This is a genomic window from Paenibacillus septentrionalis (genome assembly GCF_042659865.1).
Taxonomy (GTDB): domain Bacteria; phylum Bacillota; class Bacilli; order Paenibacillales; family Paenibacillaceae; genus Pristimantibacillus; species Pristimantibacillus septentrionalis.
The window spans coordinates 212,861-234,686 of record NZ_JBHSTE010000002.1 but is presented as its reverse complement, the minus strand read 5'-3'; the positions used below and the strand labels follow the sequence as shown (position 1 = coordinate 234,686).

General features: G+C 44.1%; 22 protein-coding genes and 1 pseudogene. 17 read left to right on the top strand and 6 right to left on the bottom strand.

Features of this window, described 5'->3' with window-relative positions; translation table 11 throughout:
- Nucleotides 1-61: 61 nt before the first annotated feature.
- The 4 genes from ACFP56_RS06010 (at nucleotide 62) to ACFP56_RS05995 (ending at nucleotide 3,605) form a co-directional block, all read left to right on the top strand.
- Nucleotides 62-1,330: a methionine gamma-lyase family protein gene (locus tag ACFP56_RS06010; RefSeq protein ID WP_379232255.1), complete on the top strand. Its 1,269-nt coding sequence runs from the start codon at nucleotides 62-64 to the stop codon at nucleotides 1,328-1,330.
- 74 nt (nucleotides 1,331-1,404) lie between these two features.
- The gene (locus tag ACFP56_RS06005) at nucleotides 1,405-1,815 is read left to right on the top strand and encodes a MerR family transcriptional regulator (protein WP_379232253.1); all 411 of its coding nucleotides are present in this window, start codon (nucleotides 1,405-1,407) and stop codon (nucleotides 1,813-1,815) included.
- A 28-nt stretch (nucleotides 1,816-1,843) separates the two neighbouring features.
- Nucleotides 1,844-3,172 carry a type I glutamate--ammonia ligase gene (gene glnA / locus ACFP56_RS06000; protein ID WP_379232251.1) on the top strand — a complete coding sequence of 443 codons (1,329 nt, stop codon included), beginning with the start codon at nucleotides 1,844-1,846 and terminating at the stop codon, nucleotides 3,170-3,172.
- Nucleotides 3,173-3,416: 244 nt separating this feature from the next.
- The gene (locus ACFP56_RS05995; protein ID WP_379232248.1) at nucleotides 3,417-3,605 is read left to right on the top strand and encodes a hypothetical protein; all 189 of its coding nucleotides are present in this window, start codon (nucleotides 3,417-3,419) and stop codon (nucleotides 3,603-3,605) included.
- Between the two features lie 269 nt (nucleotides 3,606-3,874).
- Here ACFP56_RS05995 and ACFP56_RS05990 read toward each other — a convergent pair whose 3' ends face one another.
- Nucleotides 3,875-4,018, bottom strand: coding sequence for a hypothetical protein (locus ACFP56_RS05990; protein ID WP_379232246.1), 144 nt, complete (start codon nucleotides 4,016-4,018; stop codon nucleotides 3,875-3,877).
- 238 nt (nucleotides 4,019-4,256) lie between these two features.
- The gene (locus tag ACFP56_RS05985) at nucleotides 4,257-4,544 is read right to left on the bottom strand and encodes a phosphatidylinositol kinase (RefSeq protein WP_379232244.1); all 288 of its coding nucleotides are present in this window, start codon (nucleotides 4,542-4,544) and stop codon (nucleotides 4,257-4,259) included.
- 135 nt (nucleotides 4,545-4,679) lie between these two features.
- On the opposite strand from ACFP56_RS05985, the gene ACFP56_RS05980 reads away from it, so the two are divergent.
- A complete protein-coding gene (locus ACFP56_RS05980) occupies nucleotides 4,680-5,048 on the top strand; it encodes a hypothetical protein (protein WP_379232241.1) in 369 nt (122 codons plus the stop codon).
- Between the two features lie 170 nt (nucleotides 5,049-5,218).
- Here the strand turns inward: ACFP56_RS05980 and ACFP56_RS05975 are convergent, their stop codons facing one another.
- The 3 genes and pseudogenes from ACFP56_RS05975 to lexA form a co-directional block, all read right to left on the bottom strand.
- Entirely contained in the window at nucleotides 5,219-5,356 is a 138-nt protein-coding gene (locus ACFP56_RS05975) for an excalibur calcium-binding domain-containing protein (RefSeq protein ID WP_379233272.1), read from the bottom strand.
- Between the two features lie 48 nt (nucleotides 5,357-5,404).
- Nucleotides 5,405-5,779: pseudogene (locus ACFP56_RS05970) on the bottom strand (excalibur calcium-binding domain-containing protein); the annotation flags it as partial.
- A gap of 264 nt (nucleotides 5,780-6,043) precedes the next feature.
- The gene (lexA, locus tag ACFP56_RS05965; protein WP_379232239.1) at nucleotides 6,044-6,679 is read right to left on the bottom strand and encodes a transcriptional repressor LexA; all 636 of its coding nucleotides are present in this window, start codon (nucleotides 6,677-6,679) and stop codon (nucleotides 6,044-6,046) included.
- Between the two features lie 165 nt (nucleotides 6,680-6,844).
- Here lexA and ACFP56_RS05960 point away from each other — a divergent pair, with 165 nt between their 5' ends.
- From ACFP56_RS05960 to ACFP56_RS05945, 4 genes are all read left to right on the top strand, one after another.
- Nucleotides 6,845-7,213 carry a LysM peptidoglycan-binding domain-containing protein gene (locus ACFP56_RS05960; RefSeq protein ID WP_379232237.1) on the top strand — a complete coding sequence of 123 codons (369 nt, stop codon included), beginning with the start codon at nucleotides 6,845-6,847 and terminating at the stop codon, nucleotides 7,211-7,213.
- 183 nt (nucleotides 7,214-7,396) lie between these two features.
- Complete coding sequence (locus ACFP56_RS05955) at nucleotides 7,397-7,597, top strand: DUF896 domain-containing protein (protein ID WP_379232235.1); 201 nt, start codon at nucleotides 7,397-7,399, stop codon at nucleotides 7,595-7,597.
- 63 nt (nucleotides 7,598-7,660) lie between these two features.
- Nucleotides 7,661-8,182, top strand: a complete 522-nt coding sequence (locus tag ACFP56_RS05950) for a hypothetical protein (RefSeq protein ID WP_379232233.1) — start codon at nucleotides 7,661-7,663, stop codon at nucleotides 8,180-8,182.
- A gap of 17 nt (nucleotides 8,183-8,199) precedes the next feature.
- Entirely contained in the window at nucleotides 8,200-8,985 is a 786-nt protein-coding gene (locus ACFP56_RS05945) for an HAD family hydrolase (RefSeq protein ID WP_379232230.1), read from the top strand.
- A 228-nt stretch (nucleotides 8,986-9,213) separates the two neighbouring features.
- On the opposite strand, the gene ACFP56_RS05940 is transcribed toward ACFP56_RS05945, so the two are convergent.
- Complete coding sequence (locus ACFP56_RS05940) at nucleotides 9,214-9,753, bottom strand: 1,2-dihydroxy-3-keto-5-methylthiopentene dioxygenase (protein ID WP_379232228.1); 540 nt, start codon at nucleotides 9,751-9,753, stop codon at nucleotides 9,214-9,216.
- A gap of 156 nt (nucleotides 9,754-9,909) precedes the next feature.
- Between ACFP56_RS05940 and metH the strand changes: the two genes are divergently transcribed.
- The 8 genes from metH (at nucleotide 9,910) to ACFP56_RS05900 (ending at nucleotide 21,786) form a co-directional block, all read left to right on the top strand.
- Nucleotides 9,910-13,344 carry a methionine synthase gene (gene metH / locus ACFP56_RS05935; RefSeq protein WP_379232226.1) on the top strand — a complete coding sequence of 1,145 codons (3,435 nt, stop codon included), beginning with the start codon at nucleotides 9,910-9,912 and terminating at the stop codon, nucleotides 13,342-13,344.
- A gap of 345 nt (nucleotides 13,345-13,689) precedes the next feature.
- Nucleotides 13,690-14,151 carry a hypothetical protein gene (locus tag ACFP56_RS05930; protein WP_379232224.1) on the top strand — a complete coding sequence of 154 codons (462 nt, stop codon included), beginning with the start codon at nucleotides 13,690-13,692 and terminating at the stop codon, nucleotides 14,149-14,151.
- A 423-nt stretch (nucleotides 14,152-14,574) separates the two neighbouring features.
- A complete protein-coding gene (locus tag ACFP56_RS05925) occupies nucleotides 14,575-16,851 on the top strand; it encodes a DEAD/DEAH box helicase (RefSeq protein ID WP_379232222.1) in 2,277 nt (758 codons plus the stop codon).
- A 52-nt stretch (nucleotides 16,852-16,903) separates the two neighbouring features.
- Nucleotides 16,904-18,604, top strand: coding sequence for a ribonuclease H-like domain-containing protein (locus ACFP56_RS05920; RefSeq protein WP_379232219.1), 1,701 nt, complete (start codon nucleotides 16,904-16,906; stop codon nucleotides 18,602-18,604).
- Between the two features lie 80 nt (nucleotides 18,605-18,684).
- Nucleotides 18,685-19,485, top strand: coding sequence for a TIGR01457 family HAD-type hydrolase (locus ACFP56_RS05915; RefSeq protein WP_379232217.1), 801 nt, complete (start codon nucleotides 18,685-18,687; stop codon nucleotides 19,483-19,485).
- Between the two features lie 81 nt (nucleotides 19,486-19,566).
- Entirely contained in the window at nucleotides 19,567-20,379 is an 813-nt protein-coding gene (locus tag ACFP56_RS05910; RefSeq protein ID WP_379232212.1) for a DNA-formamidopyrimidine glycosylase family protein, read from the top strand.
- A 32-nt stretch (nucleotides 20,380-20,411) separates the two neighbouring features.
- Nucleotides 20,412-20,771, top strand: coding sequence for a cyclic-phosphate processing receiver domain-containing protein (locus ACFP56_RS05905; RefSeq protein ID WP_379232209.1), 360 nt, complete (start codon nucleotides 20,412-20,414; stop codon nucleotides 20,769-20,771).
- Nucleotides 20,764-21,786 carry an SAM-dependent methyltransferase gene (locus tag ACFP56_RS05900; protein WP_379232207.1) on the top strand — a complete coding sequence of 341 codons (1,023 nt, stop codon included), beginning with the start codon at nucleotides 20,764-20,766 and terminating at the stop codon, nucleotides 21,784-21,786. Before ACFP56_RS05905 ends, ACFP56_RS05900 begins: the two co-directional genes overlap by 8 nt.
- The last annotated feature ends 40 nt before the right edge of the window (nucleotides 21,787-21,826 follow it).

Sequence of the window (21,826 nt, the reverse complement as noted above, 5' to 3'; positions counted from 1 at the left end):
AGACTCAGGCATCTCTATGCGAGGTAGAGATGCCTAACTTATTGTTGAGGTGAATGAAAACATGTTGCATCATGATGAGAGCTGGAATCAGCTGGAGCAGCTCCTGCAAGATACAGAGCGTGAAGTTCTTGAGATGTTTCAACACATCGATCGTATTGGAGAACGCAATCAATGGAAGGTTATTCAGGCGTTTCAAAAGCATAAAGTGAGTGATTATCACTTTGCAGGATCAACGGGATATGGGTACAATGACCGCGGACGTGAAATACTGGATCTAGTGTACGCTGATGTGTTCGGCGCAGAGCAGGCATTAGTTCGTCCGCACTTTGCATCAGGCACCCATACGATCAGCACGGCGCTGTTCGGAGTGTTGCGTCCAGGGGACGAGCTGCTATACATAACAGGAAAGCCATATGATACACTTCATAAAGTAATTGGCAAGGAAGGCGATAAAACTGGCTCGCTTGCGGATTGGGGAATATCGTATTCGTGTGTAGAGCTGCTGCCAAGCGGACAAGTCGATTGGAATGGCGTTTCTCGCGCAATTAAGCCTAATACGAAGGTTATCGGCATTCAACGTTCACGTGGCTACGATTGGCGAGCATCTTTTACAATCGATGATATTAAAAAGATGGTTGAAGAAGTACGAAAACTGACACCTGATGCAATCATTTTCGTAGATAATTGCTATGGTGAGTTTACTGAGCTAATCGAGCCTACAGAAGTAGGAGTTGATCTGATGGCAGGTTCGCTAATTAAAAATCCAGGAGGAGGATTAGCGGAAACAGGTGGTTATATAGCAGGTAAGGCGGAATACGTCGAGGCGGCTGCTTATCGCCTGACAGCACCAGGAATTGGCTCTGAAGTCGGCGCAATGCTAGGGATGCTGCGTTCAATGTACCAAGGGTTGTTTCTCGCTCCTCACATTGTATCCCAGGCGGTAAGAGGCAGCGTGCTGGCTGCAGCTGTATTTGAGAAGCTAGGCTTTGAAACGAAGCCGAAATGGCATGAAAAGCGAACGGATCTCATACAAGCGTTTCGTTTTGGACAAGCTGACCATTTGATTAGTTTTGTGCAAGGGATTCAGCAGGCTGCCGCGGTTGATGCGCATGTTACGCCAGAACCGTGGGACATGCCTGGGTATGAGCATCCTGTTATTATGGCGGCAGGTACATTTATCCAAGGCGGCAGCTTGGAGCTGTCCGCAGATGCTCCAATTCGTGAGCCGTATATCGCCTATATGCAAGGCGGACTGACCTATGCGCATGTCAAGTATGGTTTGTTATTGTCGTTAGTCAAGATGAAAAAACACGGGCTAATTTGTGATTAAACCTTACACAACTTGACATATTTACACCGTGTCTGTACAATGGAAATAATACACAACAGGAAGGATGGTGCGATATGGCTGACGAAATTCGTAGAAATATGGCCTTGTTTCCAATTGGTATAGTAATGAAGCTAACCGATCTTACAGCAAGACAAATTCGTTATTATGAGCAGCATGAGCTGATTGTTCCTGCAAGAACTGGCGGAAATCAACGTCTATTTTCTTTCAATGATGTAGAACGATTACTTGAAATAAAAGCACTTATTGAAAAAGGCGTCAACATTGCTGGAATCAAGCAAGTTATGAATCCGGTTTCTAAAGAATCAGAAGAAGCGACAAAGGTAAGCGAGCAATCAGAAGTGAAGCGCAGAGAGCTTTCAGATACCCAGCTTCACCGTATGCTGAAGCAGCAATTGCTCGAGAAAAGACCTGGGCAAACCTCAATCATTCAAGGGCAGCTTACTCGTTTTCTGCATAAACGCTAAAATACCTACTGTATAAGGAGATGATAGGATGGGTTACACAAAAGAGGACATTAAACGAATCGCAGCTGAAGAAAACGTACGCTTCATTCGCTTGCAGTTTACAGATTTGCTGGGTTCTGTAAAAAATGTAGAGATCCCGGTGAGCCAATTAGACAAAGCGCTGGACAACAAGATGATGTTCGACGGTTCCTCCATCGAAGGGTATGTGCGCATCGAGGAGTCTGATATGTATCTTGTGCCGGATTTGGACACATGGGTTGTGTTCCCTTGGGTAACTGAGGATCGTATCGCTCGCTTAATTTGTGATATTTATATGCCGGATGGGACACCGTTTGCAGGCGATCCACGCGGTATTTTGAAGCGTGTATTGAAAGAAGCAGAGGAAATGGGCTTTACGAGTATGAATGTAGGTCCAGAGCCAGAATTCTTCCTATTTAAGACAGATGAAAAAGGTAACCCAACTACTGAACTGAACGATCATGGCGGTTATTTCGATCTTGCACCTATGGATTTGGGTGAAAACTGCCGTAGAGATATAGTACTAACGCTTGAGGAAATGGGCTTTGAAATCGAGGCCTCGCATCACGAGGTTGCGCCTGGTCAGCATGAGATTGACTTTAAGTATGCCGATGCCATTCGAGCAGCCGACCAAATCCAAACCTTTAAGCTGGTTGTTAAAACAGTAGCTCGTGTGCATGGCTTGCATGCATCCTTTATGCCAAAACCGTTGTACGGTTCAAATGGTTCAGGCATGCACTGTCACGTATCCTTGTTTAAGGATGGGGAGAATGCTTTCTATGATGAGTCAGATCCGCTAGGCTTGAGTGAAACTGCTCGTTATTTCATGGCAGGTGTGATGCACCATGCTCGTGCAATGGCAGCTATTACTAACCCTACAGTTAACTCATATAAACGACTTGTACCAGGCTATGAAGCACCTTGCTACGTTGCATGGTCTGCAAGCAATCGTTCGCCAATGATTCGTATTCCAGCATCACGCGGCATTTCTACACGTGTTGAGCTGCGTAATCCTGATCCAGCGGCAAATCCTTACTTGACGCTTGCTGTTATACTAAAAGCGGGTCTTGACGGCATTCGCAATAAAATGACGCTAGTCGCGCCAACAGATCGTAATATTTATATTATGACAGAGGAAGAGCGACTAGATGATAACATTCACAGCTTGCCAACAGATTTGCGTGAAGCATTGAATGAATTGCTTCGTTCTGACGTAATCTGCGATGCACTAGGCGATCATGCGCTTGCGCATTTCTACGAGCTGAAGGAAATCGAGTGGGATATGTATCGCACGCAAGTTCACCAGTGGGAGCTTGATCAGTATTTGACACATTATTAATATCTGTTAGGCATCGTCCGGCCTTTTACGGACTGTTTTAGAGCATTTGATTAGCCATATTAATTGGCGGTCAAATGCTCTTTTTTGAAATAAAGTAATGATGTGAAGAGGGATTTTACTTCGTCAACTTAAAATGCAAGAAAAAATACGGTTTCATTCGTTTTCGTCCAATCATAGAAATCGTAAATCGAATATATAACAGTAACGAAAATCGATTCTGTTTACAGTTGGGGGAGAAAAGGCTATGGTTAAAGCGCTGTTGGTTTTATCGGAACTCGATGAGGTTGAGATCGAATTTAATCGAGATGAAATGGACTTGATTCTTAGTCACAAAATTAACATCTCATTATATGAAGGTGATTATTGTGTTACAGACGTAGAGTATAGTGCAAAACAAAAGAGGTTAGTTTTATGGATGAAAGAGGCTAAATAAAAACTTACAAACCATAATATTTATTAATGAGAGTATTATTTTTGCTGCTATAGATCACATAATCATGATCAATTGTCTATGAGCAGCTTACATATATGGTTTCTATAGTAACATATGAGGTTACTATCATTTATGCTAACCAGATTACGTCATTCCTAGTGGCGTGCTGTGGATGAGTGGCATGCAAAACCTAATTTAAGTCTGTAGAATCAATTATACTGAGATACGTAATGTAAACATAAAAAAGAGCGCCATAGGCGCTCAAAACATTAATAGAATCCAAAACCGAAACGACAGCCGCAACGATTAAAAGGACGAACAAAGTGATGACGGTGGTGACGGCGACGTCTTTTGCCAATGATCAGTACGCGCTCTCCAGGACTTACCCTGATTACTCGTGATCTGTTGTTCATATTAGATGACCTCCTTATATGAAGATGTTCTATTATATGGCATTTAGTAAAGACTGGTATAGTCAAACATAATCTCACTATGTAATAAAATGTACTCTTAATAGGGATAGTACGGAGTTGACCACTAAGAGCGAAGAATGTAAGGTTACAAGAATTCGCCTATCTTATGAATAATGAATAATGGATAATGAATGAGGAGGAAGTAGGTAATAAGGTGATTATCTACTTCCTCTACCCATTAGATGAAGAACGGAAGCAGGAATAATGCGGTAATGGCTCCTAATGGGATACGGCGATAGCCGAATCTTCTTCGGGGATAAAAGCCTGGATAAAAACCAAACTGTCTATACGTCTGTTGTTGAACGGGCATGCCTGTAATCATTTCGTTTGTTGGAATTGCGAGTGTAACAAAGTCATTGTCGACATGAGCAATGAATCCATCGTGAGCCATTCCATCGTTCGTTTGTACACCAACATACTTATGCATACATGTCATGCATATCTCGTGAAAACTTTGCTTTTCCATAATCATCCTCCATTTAAGTTAATACACCATAGTGTATGGTGAGATGACTATGTTGCACACGATTATTGCCTATTTAGCCTGTGTATAACTAAAATTTATTTGCTAAAAAACGATACGGTAAAGGAGAAGGTATGAATGAACATTCAGCTGGAGTTGTCAGAGGAGATGTATGATCATTTAAGTGGCGAGGCTGATTTCCAAGGAAAAACGATAGAACAGTATATGCTTGATCTTTATAGACAGCATATTTTGATGCCTTCAAAATATTTTGAATGGATCAGGAGGAATGAAAGTGGGAGAGAGCATTACACAATTTTTATAGAAAACATGAGAATGTACATGAACGAGGCGATTGCTCTCACGACAAATAGTGGGCATCATACTGACATGCCAATGAAAAAAGTGTTCGAAGCATTGCGAGACCATCATATGATGCTTGGTTATACTTTAATGGAATTGCATAAAGCTTACGCAGCTTATGCACATGATTCGCAAGACAGTTGACTTATTGTAGTATTCATACAGGTGTACCGCAGTAAATTCAGTTAACAATAAAGACAGCCCACGATGAACAATTATTCATCGTCGGCTGTCATTTGATATACATGGCAGACGTGCATAATGCTATATAGTGGTACTTTAATACTTGTACTCGAGTAAAAATTCGATACCGACTATGTTTCGCAAGCGATGCCATCTCCATCTCGATCCAGTTTTTTGCTATAGCCAGGCTCGCCTTCGTATAGTGGCGTCACACCTGCTTCTCGTGCTTCGGTACAGTTTTTATAAACTGGCTGAATATCTTCATCCACGTTTAATGGTTCTTCTCCAGACTTGTTGCCAAACAGAAGCTTTGGCTTCTCAACAATGAACAGGATGCGCTCCCCATCTTCGTAGGCAGACAGCTGATGTCCTACCCAGCTACCAGCGCCTCGATTATCACTTGGATCAATATAAGCAACACTGGCCCCGTATCCGCCTTCCTCGCACATCGCCATCGGCCACTCGTCACGATCGTAACCTTCCCTGGTATCTATGCCCTTTAAAGATTGCTTTCGATTTTCATCAGCCCCATCTCGATCAATTGTGCATACATCAGAGTGTCCATTTGCAATGGCAGAATAAATATGAAGGGCAGTTTCCGGATAGCTGTCGCTAGGGAAAATCAGCACATAATCGTATTCATCAGGATTATTTTGTGTTTCAGCTCTCGTTTCATTGTCCGTTTGCTCCAATGTTAAATCAGCGTTGCTTGCAGGATCGGACGAAGGTTCAATTTCCACCTCGTTCTGCTTATCTTCGATTTCAGCACTCGTACCGGAAGAGATAGCCTCATAATCATTCACTACTTCCGTTATATAACCACCACAACCAGATAATAGCAATAACATACTAATTAAAATAGCAATTCTTTTCACAAAAGTCCCTCCTGATGCAAGTTTATTACAATAAAAAGACCATTATGTGCAGACTTGCTGCAGCATAATGGTCTTTAGAACTTAATGCATGTCACGGAACAACCCAATTACTTTCCCAAGTATCGTGACATTTTTTAATATAATGGGTTCCATCGTGGCGTTTTCCGGCTGCAATCGAATATGATCCTTCTCACGATAGAATGTTTTAACGGTTGCTTCATCTTCTTCTGTCATTGCGACTACAATATCGCCATTGGTCGCCGTTTGCTGTTGACGCACGATGACCATGTCTCCGTTATGTATGCCGGCTTCGATCATACTATCACCTACAACATTAAGAACGAAAACATTATGCTCACCTACAAAATGAGTAGAAAGTGGGAAGTAGTCCTCGATATTCTCAGTTGCAGTAATTGGAATACCAGCTGTTACTTTACCGATAATCGGTATTTGCTTAACAGGGAATGGAATTACGTTATCACCTGTATCGCTGTAATCGTCTTCCTGATCCAGTATTTCTATGGCACGAGGCTTTGTTGGGTCACGGCGGATATAGCCTTTCTTCTCAAGTCGATCGAGGTGTCCGTGAACGGTAGAGCTAGATAATAGGCCAACAGCTTCAGCAATTTCTCTTACAGAAGGAGGGTAGCCCTTGTCCTTTACTTCTTGCTTAATAAATTCTAATATCTCCAATTGGCGCTTAGATAGTTTATTCATGAGATCAACTCCATCTATTATTAGGGAAATTATAGCACAGAACTCGAGTTCGCACAAACATAAGTTCTTAAGAATATATGTTCTTATTTTTTGTTAGAATTTGTTGACAAGAAACATATGTTCGTATATTATAAAACCAGAACAAATGTTTGGGAGATGATTGATATGTCAGCATATAATCCATACGCAGTAAGCAGTATTAATGAAGCTTTATCTCGCAGCAAACGTACGGAAGCCATTAATTCGCAGTCGCGTTACTATAAAGTATTGATCAGTTTTGTGGCTATTGCTCTAATTGTTACATGTTTTTTTCTAATTCGCACAACCGCTTCGACTCCATTCAGTAATGTTCCAGTTGAGGGAGAGTCAATTGTAGTTGTTAGTTCAGGTGACACGCTTTGGAGTATTGCATCACAGCATTATAGTCATCTTGCAGATAAAGGCTTTGCCGTCTACTTAATTAAAGAACGCAATCAGCTTCAATCAAGTGTCATTATGCCAGGTGATAAGCTTATTTTGCCCGTGAATCCTTAAAGGGGCTCTGTAACACTTTTACATTATACATAGTGCGATATAGTCTATAACGTTCATCGATTAAAGATGTAACTTTATAGGCTTTTTTGTTATAATAGGCATGATGTACGTAATGTCGGTATTCCGTTAATCTGCCAATAGCAGCATGATTGAATAGATTTGAGATAGGGGGGAGTAGATTACATGGATATGGATAAACTGGTTGCACGAATTAATGAGCTTGCTCGCAAAAGCAAAACGGTTGGATTAACACCAGCTGAACAGACAGAACGGGCTGATTTAAGGGCAAAGTATCTTTCAGTGTTTAAGTCCAACTTCAAGCAGCAGCTTGACAGTATTAAATACGTTGAGGATGAAGAATCCGATACGAAGCCGCTTCATTAAAGAAGAACATCACCTCGAATGTCAAAATGAGATTGTTGAAGTGAATCATAAGGAGGAGTATGCTTGTCACGCTCATGGGAAAGAAAAGTTAAAAAAAATATGGAGCAAGTCAACAAGCAGCGAAAGAAAGCTGGAGAAGGCAATCTTGTGCTGAATCATGAGAAGCAAGTGAAAAAACAAGAGGTCGTTTTCAAGGGTAGAAACTATATACTCCCTGTCGTATTAGTGGTATTCATCGGGATGTATAACTTCTTGATGCTGATGAATCCGGAGTTTCAAATCGATGCAATGTACTGGTTTACAATCGCTGCATATTTAGCTTTGGCAGCATTATTTTTCTTCCGCAAGCCTTACTTGGCGATTGGAAAGGATTATATCCAATCTCGCCGAATGCTAGGGGACAAGCAGCTATTTGCTGTTGCCATAAAAGAAATTAAGGTTCAAGGCGGGTACATCATCATTATACCTAATCACGGAAGCAGCTGGGCGTTCAACAAGACGTTCAATCGTTTTCCAATTGATGAGATGGCTGCAGAGTTGAAGAAGCTTGCAGACAAACATAACATTGCTTGGACCGAAAACTAGGCCTAGGGGGATAAGACGTGAAGAAGGCAGTTTTGTTTGATTTGGATGATACGCTATTATGGGATGCGCGTAGTGTACAGGAAGCGTTTCGCGCTACTTGTGATTATGCAGCTGAAAAAACGGGTGTCGATCCAGTGGCATTAGAAGAAGCAGTTCGAGGTGAAGCAAGAGCAATATATGAAGCGTTTGAAGCTTTTCCTTTTACTAAAATGATCGGGATTAATCCTTTTGAAGGGCTTTGGGCTCGTTTTGCGGAAGGACAGCAGCAGGAGTTTCGTCAGCTAGAGCAATTCGTACCCAGCTACCGCAAATCCGCTTGGACAAAAGGACTAGCAGCTTTAGGAGTAAACGATGAGCAGCTTGGTGCAGAGCTTGGTGAAATGTTCCCTGCTGAGCGCCGTAAGCGTCCACTTGTATATGAAGAAACCTTTGAGGTACTGAAGAAGCTGCAAGGCAGCTACAAGCTGCTGCTGTTGACGAACGGCTCACCAGATCTACAGCGTGAAAAGCTGACAGGAGTCCCTGAGCTGGCTCCATATTTTGACCATATTATCATTTCTGGAGAATTTGGCCGTGGTAAACCGGATGTTACGATTTTCCAGCATGCTTTAGAAAAGCTGGAGCTTCCAGCTGAGGCATGCGTGATGGTTGGCGACAAGCTGACAACAGATATTTTGGGAGCAAATACGGCTGGCATTGATTCAGTATGGATTAATCGTGAAGGCGTCAATCGCAATGATGACATCATTCCTACTTATACGATAAAAAGCCTCAATGAATTGTTCGCAATTATTGAAGCATAACAACAATAACTAGTTAAGAGAAGCCTGAACTTAAGGGAGAAACAGACCTTGAGCTCAGGCTTTTTGCTATTTAATGAAATGTAGCAATTGAGAACAAAACAGTGCTTCTCTACGACGTGATCAGAGATGGATACGAGTGCAAGCAATACGTAGCATAAAGCATAAACAGATAGAAAAATAAGCGAATGCTCACTATTACAGTGACATTCGCTTATGAGTTATTCATTATTATTTTACGAAGGTAGGGTCATTATGTGGATGTGCAATCCAGCCTTCAGTTTCAATAAATAGACGAACAGCAACAATTTGCTTATTATCCATGAGTGTAAAGAAGTGAGGTGTATATTCAGGTACAGAAATAACATCGCCTGCTTCAAGCTCAACATCAAAATAGCCGACTTCGTCATTGCCTTTAATAATGAAGATCCCTTTACCAGCAGTGATGGCACGGACTTCATCTTCAGTATGTGTATGAACGTTTTCGAATTTTGCTAGAAGCTCTTCAAGATTAGGAGTCGCTTCAGACAATGTAATAATATCCCAGGTGCGGTAGCCGCGACGGCCAGCAAGGTCACGAATTTCGGCATCAAAAGTATCAAGAATTTCTTGTTTTTCTTCATCAGTTAATGTGAATTTCTCTCTCAAGCCCTCACGCAGCTTGCTTGGATCCCAATGCTCATAAATAACATCAAATTGAGCCAAGAACTCGCCTACTGCTTGTTCTCCCTTAATGCGTTCATTGGTATTGCGGATTCTAATTTCAGCCATCTATTATTCCACCTTTTCCAATAGGAATTAAATTGATATAGTATTACTATATTATAAAGCAAAAACAAATGATTGTCGATTATATTCCTTTTAAGTTCTGTGAATATCTGATAAAATTTGTAATAGTGATTTTGGGAAGGGTGTATGGTATTGGCAATGAGTAAGCTGCAAGAACAACTGGAGAAGCGCATCCTCATTTTAGACGGTGCAATGGGTACAATGATTCAGCAGGCTGATTTGACTGAAGACGACTTCGGCGGCCCTGAATTGGATGGCTGTAATGAAATGCTCGTATTGACTCGACCAGATGTGATCCAACGCATTCATGAGCAATATCTTGAAGCAGGCGCAGACATTCTTGAAACAAATACATTTGGCGCGACTAGCGTTGTTCTGGCGGAATATGATATTCCAGAAAAGGCTAGAGAAATTAATCTTGCGGCTGCTAAGCTTGCTCGCGAGGCAGCAGATCGCTACAGTACGCCGGACAAGCCACGTTTTGTCGCGGGCGCGCTTGGACCGACTACGAAAACGTTGTCGGTTACTGGCGGTGTAACGTTTGATGAACTAGTAGAAAGCTACTATGAACAAACCGTTGCTCTTATTGAGGGTGGCGTTGATGCGATATTACTGGAGACATCTCAGGATACGCTAAATGTAAAGGCTGGCAGCATTGGCGTGCGCAATGCTTTTGAAGCAACAGGCGTGACGCTGCCTATTATGATATCTGGCACAATAGAACCGATGGGTACAACGCTTGCGGGACAAACGATAGAATCCTTTTACATTTCACTGGAGCATTTGCAGCCGATATCGATTGGCTTGAACTGTGCGACGGGTCCGGAGTTTATGCGCGATCATATTCGCACATTAAGCGATATTGCGAGCAGCAATGTATCCTGTTATCCGAATGCCGGTTTGCCTGATGAGAACGGATTGTATCATGAAAGTCCTGAGTCTCTTGCTCGCAAGCTTGAGGACTTTGCCAAGAATGGCTGGCTGAATATTGCGGGTGGCTGCTGTGGAACAACGCCTGAGCATATTCGTGCGATGGCAGAAACAATGGCTAATTACGAGCCTCGTAAAAAGCAAGGGGAGCATCCTGACGCAGTATCCGGCATTGATACCGTATTTATTGAGGCTGATAACCGCCCGCTTATGATCGGTGAACGTACCAATATTTCTGGCTCAAGAAAATTCAAGCGTCTAATCAAGGAAGAAAAGTTCGATGAGGCTTCTGAAATTGCACGAGCTCAAGTGAAGAATGGTGCGCATATTATTGATATCAACCTGCAGGATACCGATATTGATGAGGCTTATGCAGTTCAGCAATTTTTGCCGCAGGTAATGAAAAAAATTAAAGCGCCAATTATGATTGACTCAACCTACGATCATATTATTGAGCTTGGCTTGAAATATTCTCAGGGTAAAGCATTAATTAACTCGATAAATCTTGAGGATGGCGAGAGCAAATTCGAGAAAATTGTACCGCTTATTCATAAATACGGTGCAGCAGTTGTCATGATTCTCATTGATGAGCGCGGACAAGCTGTTTCCAGACAAGCGAAGCTCGAGGTTGCTGATCGTGCTTATGATCTGCTTGTGAATAAATATGGCGTCAAGGAAGAGGACATTATCTTCGATCCGAATATGTTCCCAGTTGGCTCTGGTGATCCGCAGTATATCGGTTCAGCAGTGGAAACGCTCGAAGGCATTCGGATGATTAAGGAGAAATATCCTCGAACGAAAACGATTCTTGGCTTAAGTAATATTTCATTCGGCTTGCCGGATGCGGGACGTGAAGTGCTTAACTCTGTCTATTTGTACCATGCGACAAAGGCTGGCTTGGATTATGCGATTGTCAACACGGAAAAGCTTGAGCGTTATGCCTCTATTCCTGCAGAGGAGCGCGAGCTCGCTGAGCAGCTTATTTACAATACGAATGACGATACGCTTGCAGCATTCGTCGCAGCCTTCCGCAACAAGAAGGTAGAGAAGAAGGAAAAACTGTCTAATCTTTCATTAGAGGAACGCCTGGCTTCATACATTGTAGAGGGCACGAAGGATGGCCTAATTCCTGACCTTGAGCTTGCGCGCGAGAAATATTCCCCGCTCGACATAATCAATGGTCCGCTTATGAAAGGAATGGAAGAGGTTGGACGTCTGTTCAACAACAACGAGCTGATCGTTGCTGAGGTGCTGCAAAGTGCGGAGGTTATGAAGGCTTCCGTTAACCATCTAGAGCAATTTATGGAGAAAACAGAATCGTCTACAAAAGGCAAGATTATGCTTGCAACGGTAAAAGGCGATGTGCACGATATCGGTAAAAATTTAGTTGAAATTATATTATCTAATAATGGCTATAAAATTATTAACTTGGGGATCAAGGTTCCGCCTGAACGCATTATTGAGGCTTACCGAGAGGAGCAGGTAGATGCAATTGGCTTGTCGGGACTGTTAGTCAAATCTGCTCAGCAGATGGTCATTACGGCTCAGGACTTGCGCAATGCGGGGATTGACGCTCCTATTCTGGTAGGTGGAGCGGCGCTGACACGCAAATTTACGAGAACGAGAATTTTGCCGGAGTACGATGGACTCGTCGTATATGCGAAGGATGCGATGGACGGTTTGGATATCGCCAATCGCTTGACGACCACAGATTTGCGTGTTGAGCTAGAGCAGGAAATCGCCAATCAGCGTGCTGAGCTCGCTAGCGTTGGAGTGGAAACGAAGACGCTACCTGCTATGACGCGAGCGGCACGATCTAGCATCTCGCCTGATGCGCCAGTGTTTATGCCGCCAGATACAGAGCGTCATATCCTTCGAGATATTCCGCTTAGTCAGGTATTGCCTTATGTCAATATGCAGATGCTGCTTGGTCACCATCTTGGGGTGAAGGGTCAAGTTGATAAGCTGCTAGCTGCTGGAGATGAGAAAACGGTGCAGCTGAAGGAAGTAATCGACCAAATTTACCGTGAAGGCATGGAGAAGGGCTTTCTTGAAGCGAATGGGATGTATCGCTTCTTCCCAGCACAGTCTTCGGGCAATGACGTCATTATTTATGATCCAGCCGATCATACGAAGGAGATTAAACGCTTCTCGTTCCCGAGACAGCAGGTGGAGCCATACCTATGTCTGGCTGATTATCTTAAATCAGTTGACAGTGGCGTAATGGATTATGTGGGCTTCCTTGTTGTAACAGCTGGTCGCGGCATACGCGAGCTTTCTAACGAATGGAAGGATCAAGGCGATTATCTGCGCTCACATGCCTTGCAGGCTTGCGCGCTTGAGACGGCAGAGGGTCTTGCTGAGAAAATCCATCATATCATGCGTGATCAGTGTGGATATCCAGATCCGCCTGAGATGACGATGAAGCAGCGCTTTGGTGCGCGCTACCAGGGCATTCGCGTGTCATTTGGTTATCCAGCGTGTCCGAATCTTGAGGATCAACAACCGTTATTCGAGCTGATGAAGCCAGAGGACATCGGCGTTGAGCTTACAGAAGGCTTTATGATGGAGCCAGAGGCTTCTGTATCCGCGATGGTGTTTGCTCATCCAGAGGCGCAATATTTTAATGTAGATAAGGCTTAGAGTTTACAAGGGTTTCTGAAAAGTTAGAGAAAGCTTATCGGAATCTAAGATTTATTTATTTCTTCGATGAAGCCATCTGTAGAATTTGTTGGGTACCGTAACCTCAGCCAATAGATATTAACCTTTCTTTTATTTGATTAACTGTCAAATGAAAGGAAGGTTTTTATTTTGATAAGAAAACCGCAAATTTACGAGGCTGCAAAGAATAGAAAAAGCAAGAAACCTTAAGATCATTCGTGTCTTCATAACTATTAAATTCAATCAAACGTTGACTTAAGGTGTTTAAAGAACGGTGTAACATAATCTAACTATTTAACGTTTGCATTAATATAAGGGGGAGTGGTGATGAGGATTAAACATATTCTCATAGGGCTTTTGAGTTTGATTTTTGCAATAATGATGGTTGGTTGTGGCAATGAAAATAAACGAAGTGACGTATCAAAAAATATAACCTTAAATGAGGTCAAAGAAGCTGTTAAAAAGAGTAATTTAGAGTTATTACCCAATGATCCCTTAGATTATTCTCGCTTAATTTTAAATGGTGAGGACCCTGCATCATTTAAAATTGTTAGACCAGCTGCTGATTCAATGTTCACGGAATTACTCAATGTGTATATATATAAGTCTAAAGAAGACCAAGAAGCTGGACAATTAGAGCTAGAGAAAATGAACGTAAATGAATACGAGTTAATTGTCTACAGTTACAATAATGTTCTTTTGTTGTATTGGGTTGATATAAATGCAAATCAGAAAGAATCATTTGATCGTGATTTAAAAAGTTCTGTAAAATTATTAATGGAAATTTAGATTGTAATATTCTGTATTTATTACAGGTTTCTATAAGTTTTGTGCAGATCAATCGTAATAAGTTGAAATATGCTCATCTCTAAGCCTGTGGCACGCATATTATTTGGATCATGAGCTAGATCCGACATGAATATTTAATATATGAAAAGACTCAGACAATATCTGAATGCATATGCATTTCGGATATAAGCTCCACCTCGGTGTCTACAATAATCTTCAATTCACCACTCCTCACGACTATTTAAGCACCTTAATACAAACATCTATAGCTACCTAGTATTTCATAGCTGACGCTGCTCTCAACGAGTGCCGTCAGCTTTTTCATATGCGGATTTCCAGAATCCAGTATTGAACATCGAACATGCATTCGATACACTATAAGGAGAGCAAATGAAACGGCAGAATGAAAGAGGAGTTTTATAGATGAACGAATGGACGGGTAAAGCTGCAAATATGTCGGAATGGCTTGAGAATTTGAAGGGCCAAAAGGAAATCATGGATAATGTTACCGAGTGGAGAACGATTCCGCCGCGAGAGGCGGTTCATGCGCCGCTTCCTGATGGACTCCACCCAGAGCTGCACAAGGCACTGCAGCAAAAGGGAATTGGGCAGCTATACAGCCATCAGGCTGCCGCATTTACTGCCGCAGCAAGCGGTGCGCACGTTGTAACGGTTACTCCAACTGCATCAGGCAAAACGCTATGCTATAACTTGCCGGTGCTTCAAGAAATCGTCAGCAATCCCGAATCTCGCGCGCTATATATGTTTCCTACCAAGGCGCTTGCACAGGATCAGGTAGCCGAGCTGCAGGAGTTTGCTGATCTGATGGATTGCGAGCTAAAAACACATACGTATGATGGCGATACAGCACCGAGCATCCGTACGGCGATTCGCAACGCTGGTCATATCGTGGTAACGAACCCGGATATGCTTCATTCCGCGATCCTGCCGCATCATACGAAGTGGGTCAAGCTGTTTGAGAATATCAAGTATATTGTTATCGATGAAGTGCACGCGTACCGCGGTGTATTTGGCTCACATGTTGCCAATGTACTGCGAAGACTGCTTAGAATTTGCCAGTTTTACGGCTCTAACCCGCAGTTTCTCTGTGCATCTGCAACGATCGAAAACCCTGGCGAGCATGCTTCCCGCTTAATTGGCAAGCCTGTACAGGTTATTGATAATAATGGCGCACCATCGGGAGAAAAGCACTTTATCTTTTATAATCCACCTGTCGTTAATGCGCAGCTTGGCATTAGAAGAAGCAGTGTCATCGAGACGAAAAATCTTGCAAGTGCGCTGATTAAGCAGGGGCTGCAGACGATTGTTTTTGCTCGGAGCCGTGTACGTGTCGAGCTGCTGCTAACTTATTTGCAGGAGCTAACCGAGCAGAAGGTGAATGACAAGACGATTCGCGGCTATCGGGGTGGCTACTTGCCGAAGCTGCGCAGAGAAATTGAGCGTGGCTTGCGTTCGGGCGAGATTAAGGCGGTTGTCAGCACGAATGCACTTGAGCTGGGAATTGATATTGGTCAGCTGCAAGCATGTGTGCTGAACGGCTATCCGGGAACGATTGCAAGCACATGGCAGCAATCTGGGCGAGCAGGACGACGCAATGAGATTTCAGTTACGTTTCTCGTAGCAAGCAGCAGCCCGCTTGATCAATATATGGTGCAGCATCCTGATTATTTTTTCAATCGTCCGCCTGAGCAGGCGCTAATTGACCCGGATAATTTGCTGATTCTAATTGATCATGTCAAATGCGCGGCCTACGAGCTTCCCTTCAAGAAGGGCGAGCAGTTTGGCGCGGAGCGACTAGAGGATATGATGGAGTTTTTGACGGAGGAGAAGGTGCTGCATCATGTAGGCGATACCTGGTACTGGATGGAACAATCCTTCCCTGCGCACAATATTTCGCTTCGTACAGCAGCGGGTGAAAACTTTATCATTATTGATATAAGCAATCGTAATAAGGTGATAGGCGAGGTTGATCGCTTCAGTGCGCCAACGCTCATTCATGAGGAAGCGATCTACATACACGAGGGTGTCCAGTATCAGGTAGAGAAGCTTGATTATGAGGAAAAGAAGGCCTATGTACGCGAGGTGGACGTTGATTACTATACCGACGCGAATTTGGCAGTAGAGCTGAAGGTGCTCCATGTTGATAAGGAAAAACGCTTTGGAGAGCTTGAACAATATTATGGCGAGGTAACCGTAAATGCTCAGCCAACGATCTTCAAAAAAATTCGACTGCGCACACATGAAAATATCGGATCGGGCCCGATTCATCTGCCAGAGGAGGAGCTTCATACATCCAGCTATTGGTTTACGTTCTCGGATGAGCTGACAGCAACGATGACGCGAGATCAGATGCAATCAGCCTTAATGGGGCTGGCCAATGTGCTGGGCAATTTGGCGCCGCTGTACTTAATGTGTGATCCGTTCGACATACGCGTTGTACCGCAGGTAAAGGCGGTACATTCAGGCAAGCCAACGATCTTTTTCTATGACCGCTATCCTGGCGGTATCGGCCTGAGCAAGCGACTATACGAGATTCATTCGCTCCTGCTGGACAATGCGAAGCAGTTGATTTCACAGTGTGGCTGCACGAGCGGCTGCCCTGCTTGCGTGGGGCCAATTGAGGAAGTTGGAATATGGGGCAAGCAGACTGCAATGAAGCTGCTGGAAATTGATGTGTAAGGAAGCAGTGGCAGGAAGCTGATTGGATCGATAACAGGGAAGGAGGAGTATCATGAACATGCTCAGAGCTCGATTGGAGCGTCTGAAAGGAATACAATCAACCGATAGCGGGCAGTCTGCTCATAAGAAGCAGACAGAGCGCCTTAATGCAGTACATGAGCAGTTGGATGAAAAGGCTGCTGCGGAAATTGAACGAGCTGTGCGTCCCCAACAAGTCGGTTATGACGATAAGACTGAACTAGCGGCGCGAGACGTAACAGCCGCGCATGTCGAGCAGGCTGAATCAACTGCACCAGCTCAACAAGCAGACCGTGTTCATCATGATGGAACTGCCACGCAAGCGAAACAAGCCACTCATGATGGGTCTGCTTCAGAAGCAACGGATCGCGAAGCCCTTGCTGTGGCTCATGTCGAGCAGGCTGAGCATGTCAGCGGACATAATACGCAAGAAAACACCGCTGCTCATGAATCCTGCGAGCTTGCTGCTCCATATGTTGCCGTAGCCTCCAGCGTTGCAGTGCAAGAAGCGCGCTGGAGCAGCCTCCTGTCGATCGCTCCACTCCGTGCTGACGAGCCTTTTGCAGCTAAGTGGCAAGCACTTCATGTGCAGGCAGCTGAGCATGAATATGGCAGCTTTCTTATTCGAACGTTAGTATACGGTAAGGATGCAGCGATTGGCATGCATCGCTTGGGCGAATGGGAGCAGGCGGGTACGCATTTGAATGCCTTTTACCCTGAGCTGTCCGCATCGCTCGACCAGTTTTTATTTTTGGATTTGGAGACGACTGGCTTAGGCAGCGGAACAGGCAATGTGCCATTCATGGTAGGACTCGCCTTCTGGGATCAGGAGCAATGGATCGTACAGCAGGCACTGATTCGTCATCCTGCGGAGGAGCGGGCGATGCTTGCTTATTTGCATAGACTGACTGCCTCCTTTACTCATCTAGTAACCTACAATGGCAAAAGCTTTGATTGGCCGCTGCTGCATAGCCGTTATGTGCTGAACGGAATGCGTGAAACGATATGGGAGCCTAACCATATCGATCTGCTGCATCCATCACGAGCGATATGGCGCAATACGCTGGAGTCCTGCAAGCTGAGTCATATTGAGAAAATGCGATTAGGCATTGTACGCATAGATGATTTGCCTGGATCTGAAGCGCCAGCGCGTTATTTTCAGTTTCTGGGCTCTGGAGATCCCGATGAGCTAGCAGAAGTGTTTAGGCACAATGAAATCGATATGCTTTCATTGGTGACGCTCGCCATTCGGTTTGGACATTTGCTAAGCAATCAAGATGTTCGGCACATCGTGCAGCAGCCGTGTGAACCAGAGGAGATGGTTCGCACAGGACTTTGGCTGGAGAAAATGGGCTTGTTCCAGTACTCGGCAGAGCTGTTCAAGTTAGCGGTACATATTCCGCTGCAGAGCAGTCAGACGCTTATGCTGCTGGCAATGCGCGACAAGAAAATGAATGAAACGGAGCGGGCGCTTGCCATATGGCAACGAATTTTGGAGCAGCGTGGAGCCTTGACGAAGCGAACACATGTTGAAGCAGCAATCGAGCTGTCGATGTATTACGAGCATAAAGCGAAAATGATCGAGCAAGCGCTGTACTATGCTCAGCTTGCGCACGAGCTGCTTGCAGATTATGCCGCAGCACAAAGTAAAAAGGATAAATGGAAAGAGAAGGAGTTAGCAGATATTCATAAAAGATTAGCTCGTATAAAAAAGAAGTGCAGTCACTCTGTATAGAATGTAAAATGTATGTTATGTTGTAAGAGATACATTTTTGATTGCAGCTCATACACTATTTTGTAGGAGAAGATCTACCTATGACGACTATGAAATCTTGCTATAAGGCTTTATTAATAGATCTCGACGGCACGATTTATCATGGAGATACACCAATTGAAGGAGCGTCTGCACTTATTAAGCAATTAAAAGAGCAGCAATGGCAATATCGTTTTGTGACGAATAACTCATCTGCCACTCCTGAACAGGTTGCCGCCAGGTTGAATAGGATGGGAATTGCGGCGGAACCTGGGGATGTATGCACCTCTGCACAGGCGACCGCACATTATATAGCAGCGAATAAGCCAGGGGCTAACGTACTCGTAATCGGGGAACATGGCTTGCGTCAGGCGTTGCAGGATAACGGGATGACACTGGTTGATGAACAGCCGGATGTCGTTGTACAAGGGATTGATCGGGAATTCACGTATGAAAAAGGCGCGAAAGCGGTTCAGGCGATCCGTGATGGTGCATTGTTTATCATGACAAACCCTGATTTGCTTCTGCCGGCTAACGGAGGGTTCATTCCGGGGGCTGGTTCAATCGGCGCGATGCTGAAGGCTGCCAGCGGTATAGAGCCTGTAGTTATTGGCAAGCCGTCCCGCATTCTTATTCAATATGCGCTTGATCAGCTTGAGTGCGGCTCAGAGCAAGCGCTCGTTATTGGAGACAATATGCTTACTGACATACGGTCAGGTGTAGAGGCAGGCTGTGATACCGTGCTGCTTTACACGGGATTGACAACACCGGATAACGTGGATGAATATCGGAAGCTGTCCGGATGCGAGCCAACCTATTGCTATTTTGATTTAGCTGAGCTGGCTGAAGCGCTACAACAATAAATGAAAAATAAAATCGTACACTTAGTTACAGTTTCATACTATTCAAATTAGGCAGTATTGAAACGTAGGAGGCATATGGCAATGTATGAATTACCGGAATTAGAAGTTATGCGAGCGTTAATTGCAGAGAAATATGCAGGCGCTGCGATAACTAAAATACAATGCAATACTAAAATTATAGTAGGAAAAAAATCGGCATTCTGTGAGCAGCTGCAAAATGCAACGATATGGTTCGTTGAACGTCGTGCTGGTCATCTTGTGCTTCATCTTGATACAGGCAAGCGTTTAATGATCTATCTAAGCGATCAATCTGTATTCTACGGTGGTGAAGCAGGAGAAAAGGTGCAGGGAACGCCTGACTTCGTGCTTCATTTTGGCGAGCGCTATATGTCTTTTAGCAAGCTGGAGGACAATGCTGTACAAGTCATTACGGTGAGAGAGGTCGAGGAACAACTAAAACCATGCGCGATGGATCCGCTTGACAAGCGCTTTACCCTTGCATACTTGCAAAAACAGCTTAGTAAAAAACGCTGCTCGTTAAAAACATGCCTGCTTGATGCATCCGTACTATCTGGCATTGGCCCGGTATACAGCGACGAAATATTATACGCTGCACGCTTGCATCCAGCACGTAAAGTAAATAGCTTAAATGAGCAAGAGGTTGCCGCACTGTATGAAGCGACGCTATCCATCTTAAAAGCAGCAATTGCTGATGGCGGTATCCGTCGTTCGCCGCTTTTTTCTCAGGACAGTTTGACTGGCAGCTATGTAGAGCAGCTAGCGGTCTATGGACGTGATGGCGAGCTGGCACTCGATACAGAGGACCCTGTAGAATTAATTGTGGTAGCTAAGCAAAAATGCTATATTTGCCCGGCAAGACAATTGAATGAATAATATGTTATGAACAATTAAAGGAGTCTAGGACAATGATTCATGTCTATTTGGATGATTTCCGCCATTGCCCGGAAGGCTTTGTGCTTGCAAAAAATGCAGAAGAATGCAAGCTGCTTATCGATCTCGAGGACATCGATATCTTGTCCCTTGACTTCGATCTAGGCTGGAATGAGCCAACTGGCTACGAAGTTGTGCAGCACCTCATTCAGACAGCTAGATTCCCGCGGTGTATCTACCTGCATACCTCTAGCATGTATGGGCGACAGCAGATGTACGATGCACTACGACAAGTTCTTCCTGCTACCTACGAGCTGTACGCGAGGCCGATGAACAGGGATGAGCTTGAGAAGCTGGCAAAGCGAAAAAAAGCGAAAGAGGAACATTATGAGTAAGTGGATCGCTACCTCCAATCAAGGCTTTTCCCCTTATGGAATGGAGGAGCTTCGTAAAATTTTTTCTCCAATATCGTTTAAGCAGTTGATTCCAGGAGAAGTCTATCAATTTGAAGTGCCGCAAGAAAATGATCAGGTGATTGCCATGCTGTCTGAAGCAGAAAAAATATTTATCAGACATGTGCAGCCAATCGATCGAATGATAGACATTACTGGCGATGCAGTGGTGGACGGTCAAGCACTAGCCGACATGGTTAGCTATATTGAAAGCTCAGTAGCCGGCAAGCGCGTTGCCGTTCACATCCGATTTAGTCATTCACATGATCTTACAGCATCGAAGCTGGAATTAAAGCAGGCGATTGAGGAAGCGCTTCTGCAAGCTGAAGCAGAGCCTGTAAAGCAAGAGCCTGATTTGATCATCGCATTATTTGCACATGAGCAAGAAATGCTGATTGGCTTCGGAACTGTTGAAGAAATGGGCTCGGATTGGCCTGGCGGCGCAATCCGCTTTCAACGCGAAGAGGGACAGGTTTCAAGAGCCAAATTCAAGCTGCTTGAAGCTGAGAAGGTGTTTGGGCTTGATTACTCAAACTATTCAGCTGCAATTGACGTAGGCGCTGCGCCGGGTGGATGGACAAGCCTGCTGTTAGAGCGAGGGTTAAAGGTGACAGCGATTGATCCAGCAGCTCTGGATGAACGGATCGTTTATCATCCAAAGCTGACGCATCTTAGAATGAATGCGTCAAATGTCAAGCTTCCAAAAGGCAGCTTTGACTTGCTGGTTTGCGACATGAGCTGGAGTCCGAATGAAATGAGCAAGCTGGTTTTAAGCCTTGCACCTGCGATTAAGCCTTATTCGTATGCGATCATTACAGTAAAGCTGATGCATAAAAAAGGACTGCAAAGCATAAAGGACGTCAAGCAAAGGCTTAGTAGCTCCTTTACCATATTAGGAGCAAAGCAGCTGTTTCATAATCGCGAGGAAATTACACTCTTTTTACAGAAAAAAGGGTAAATTCCTGTGATCCGCTGTATGCATACAGTAAACCAATAGG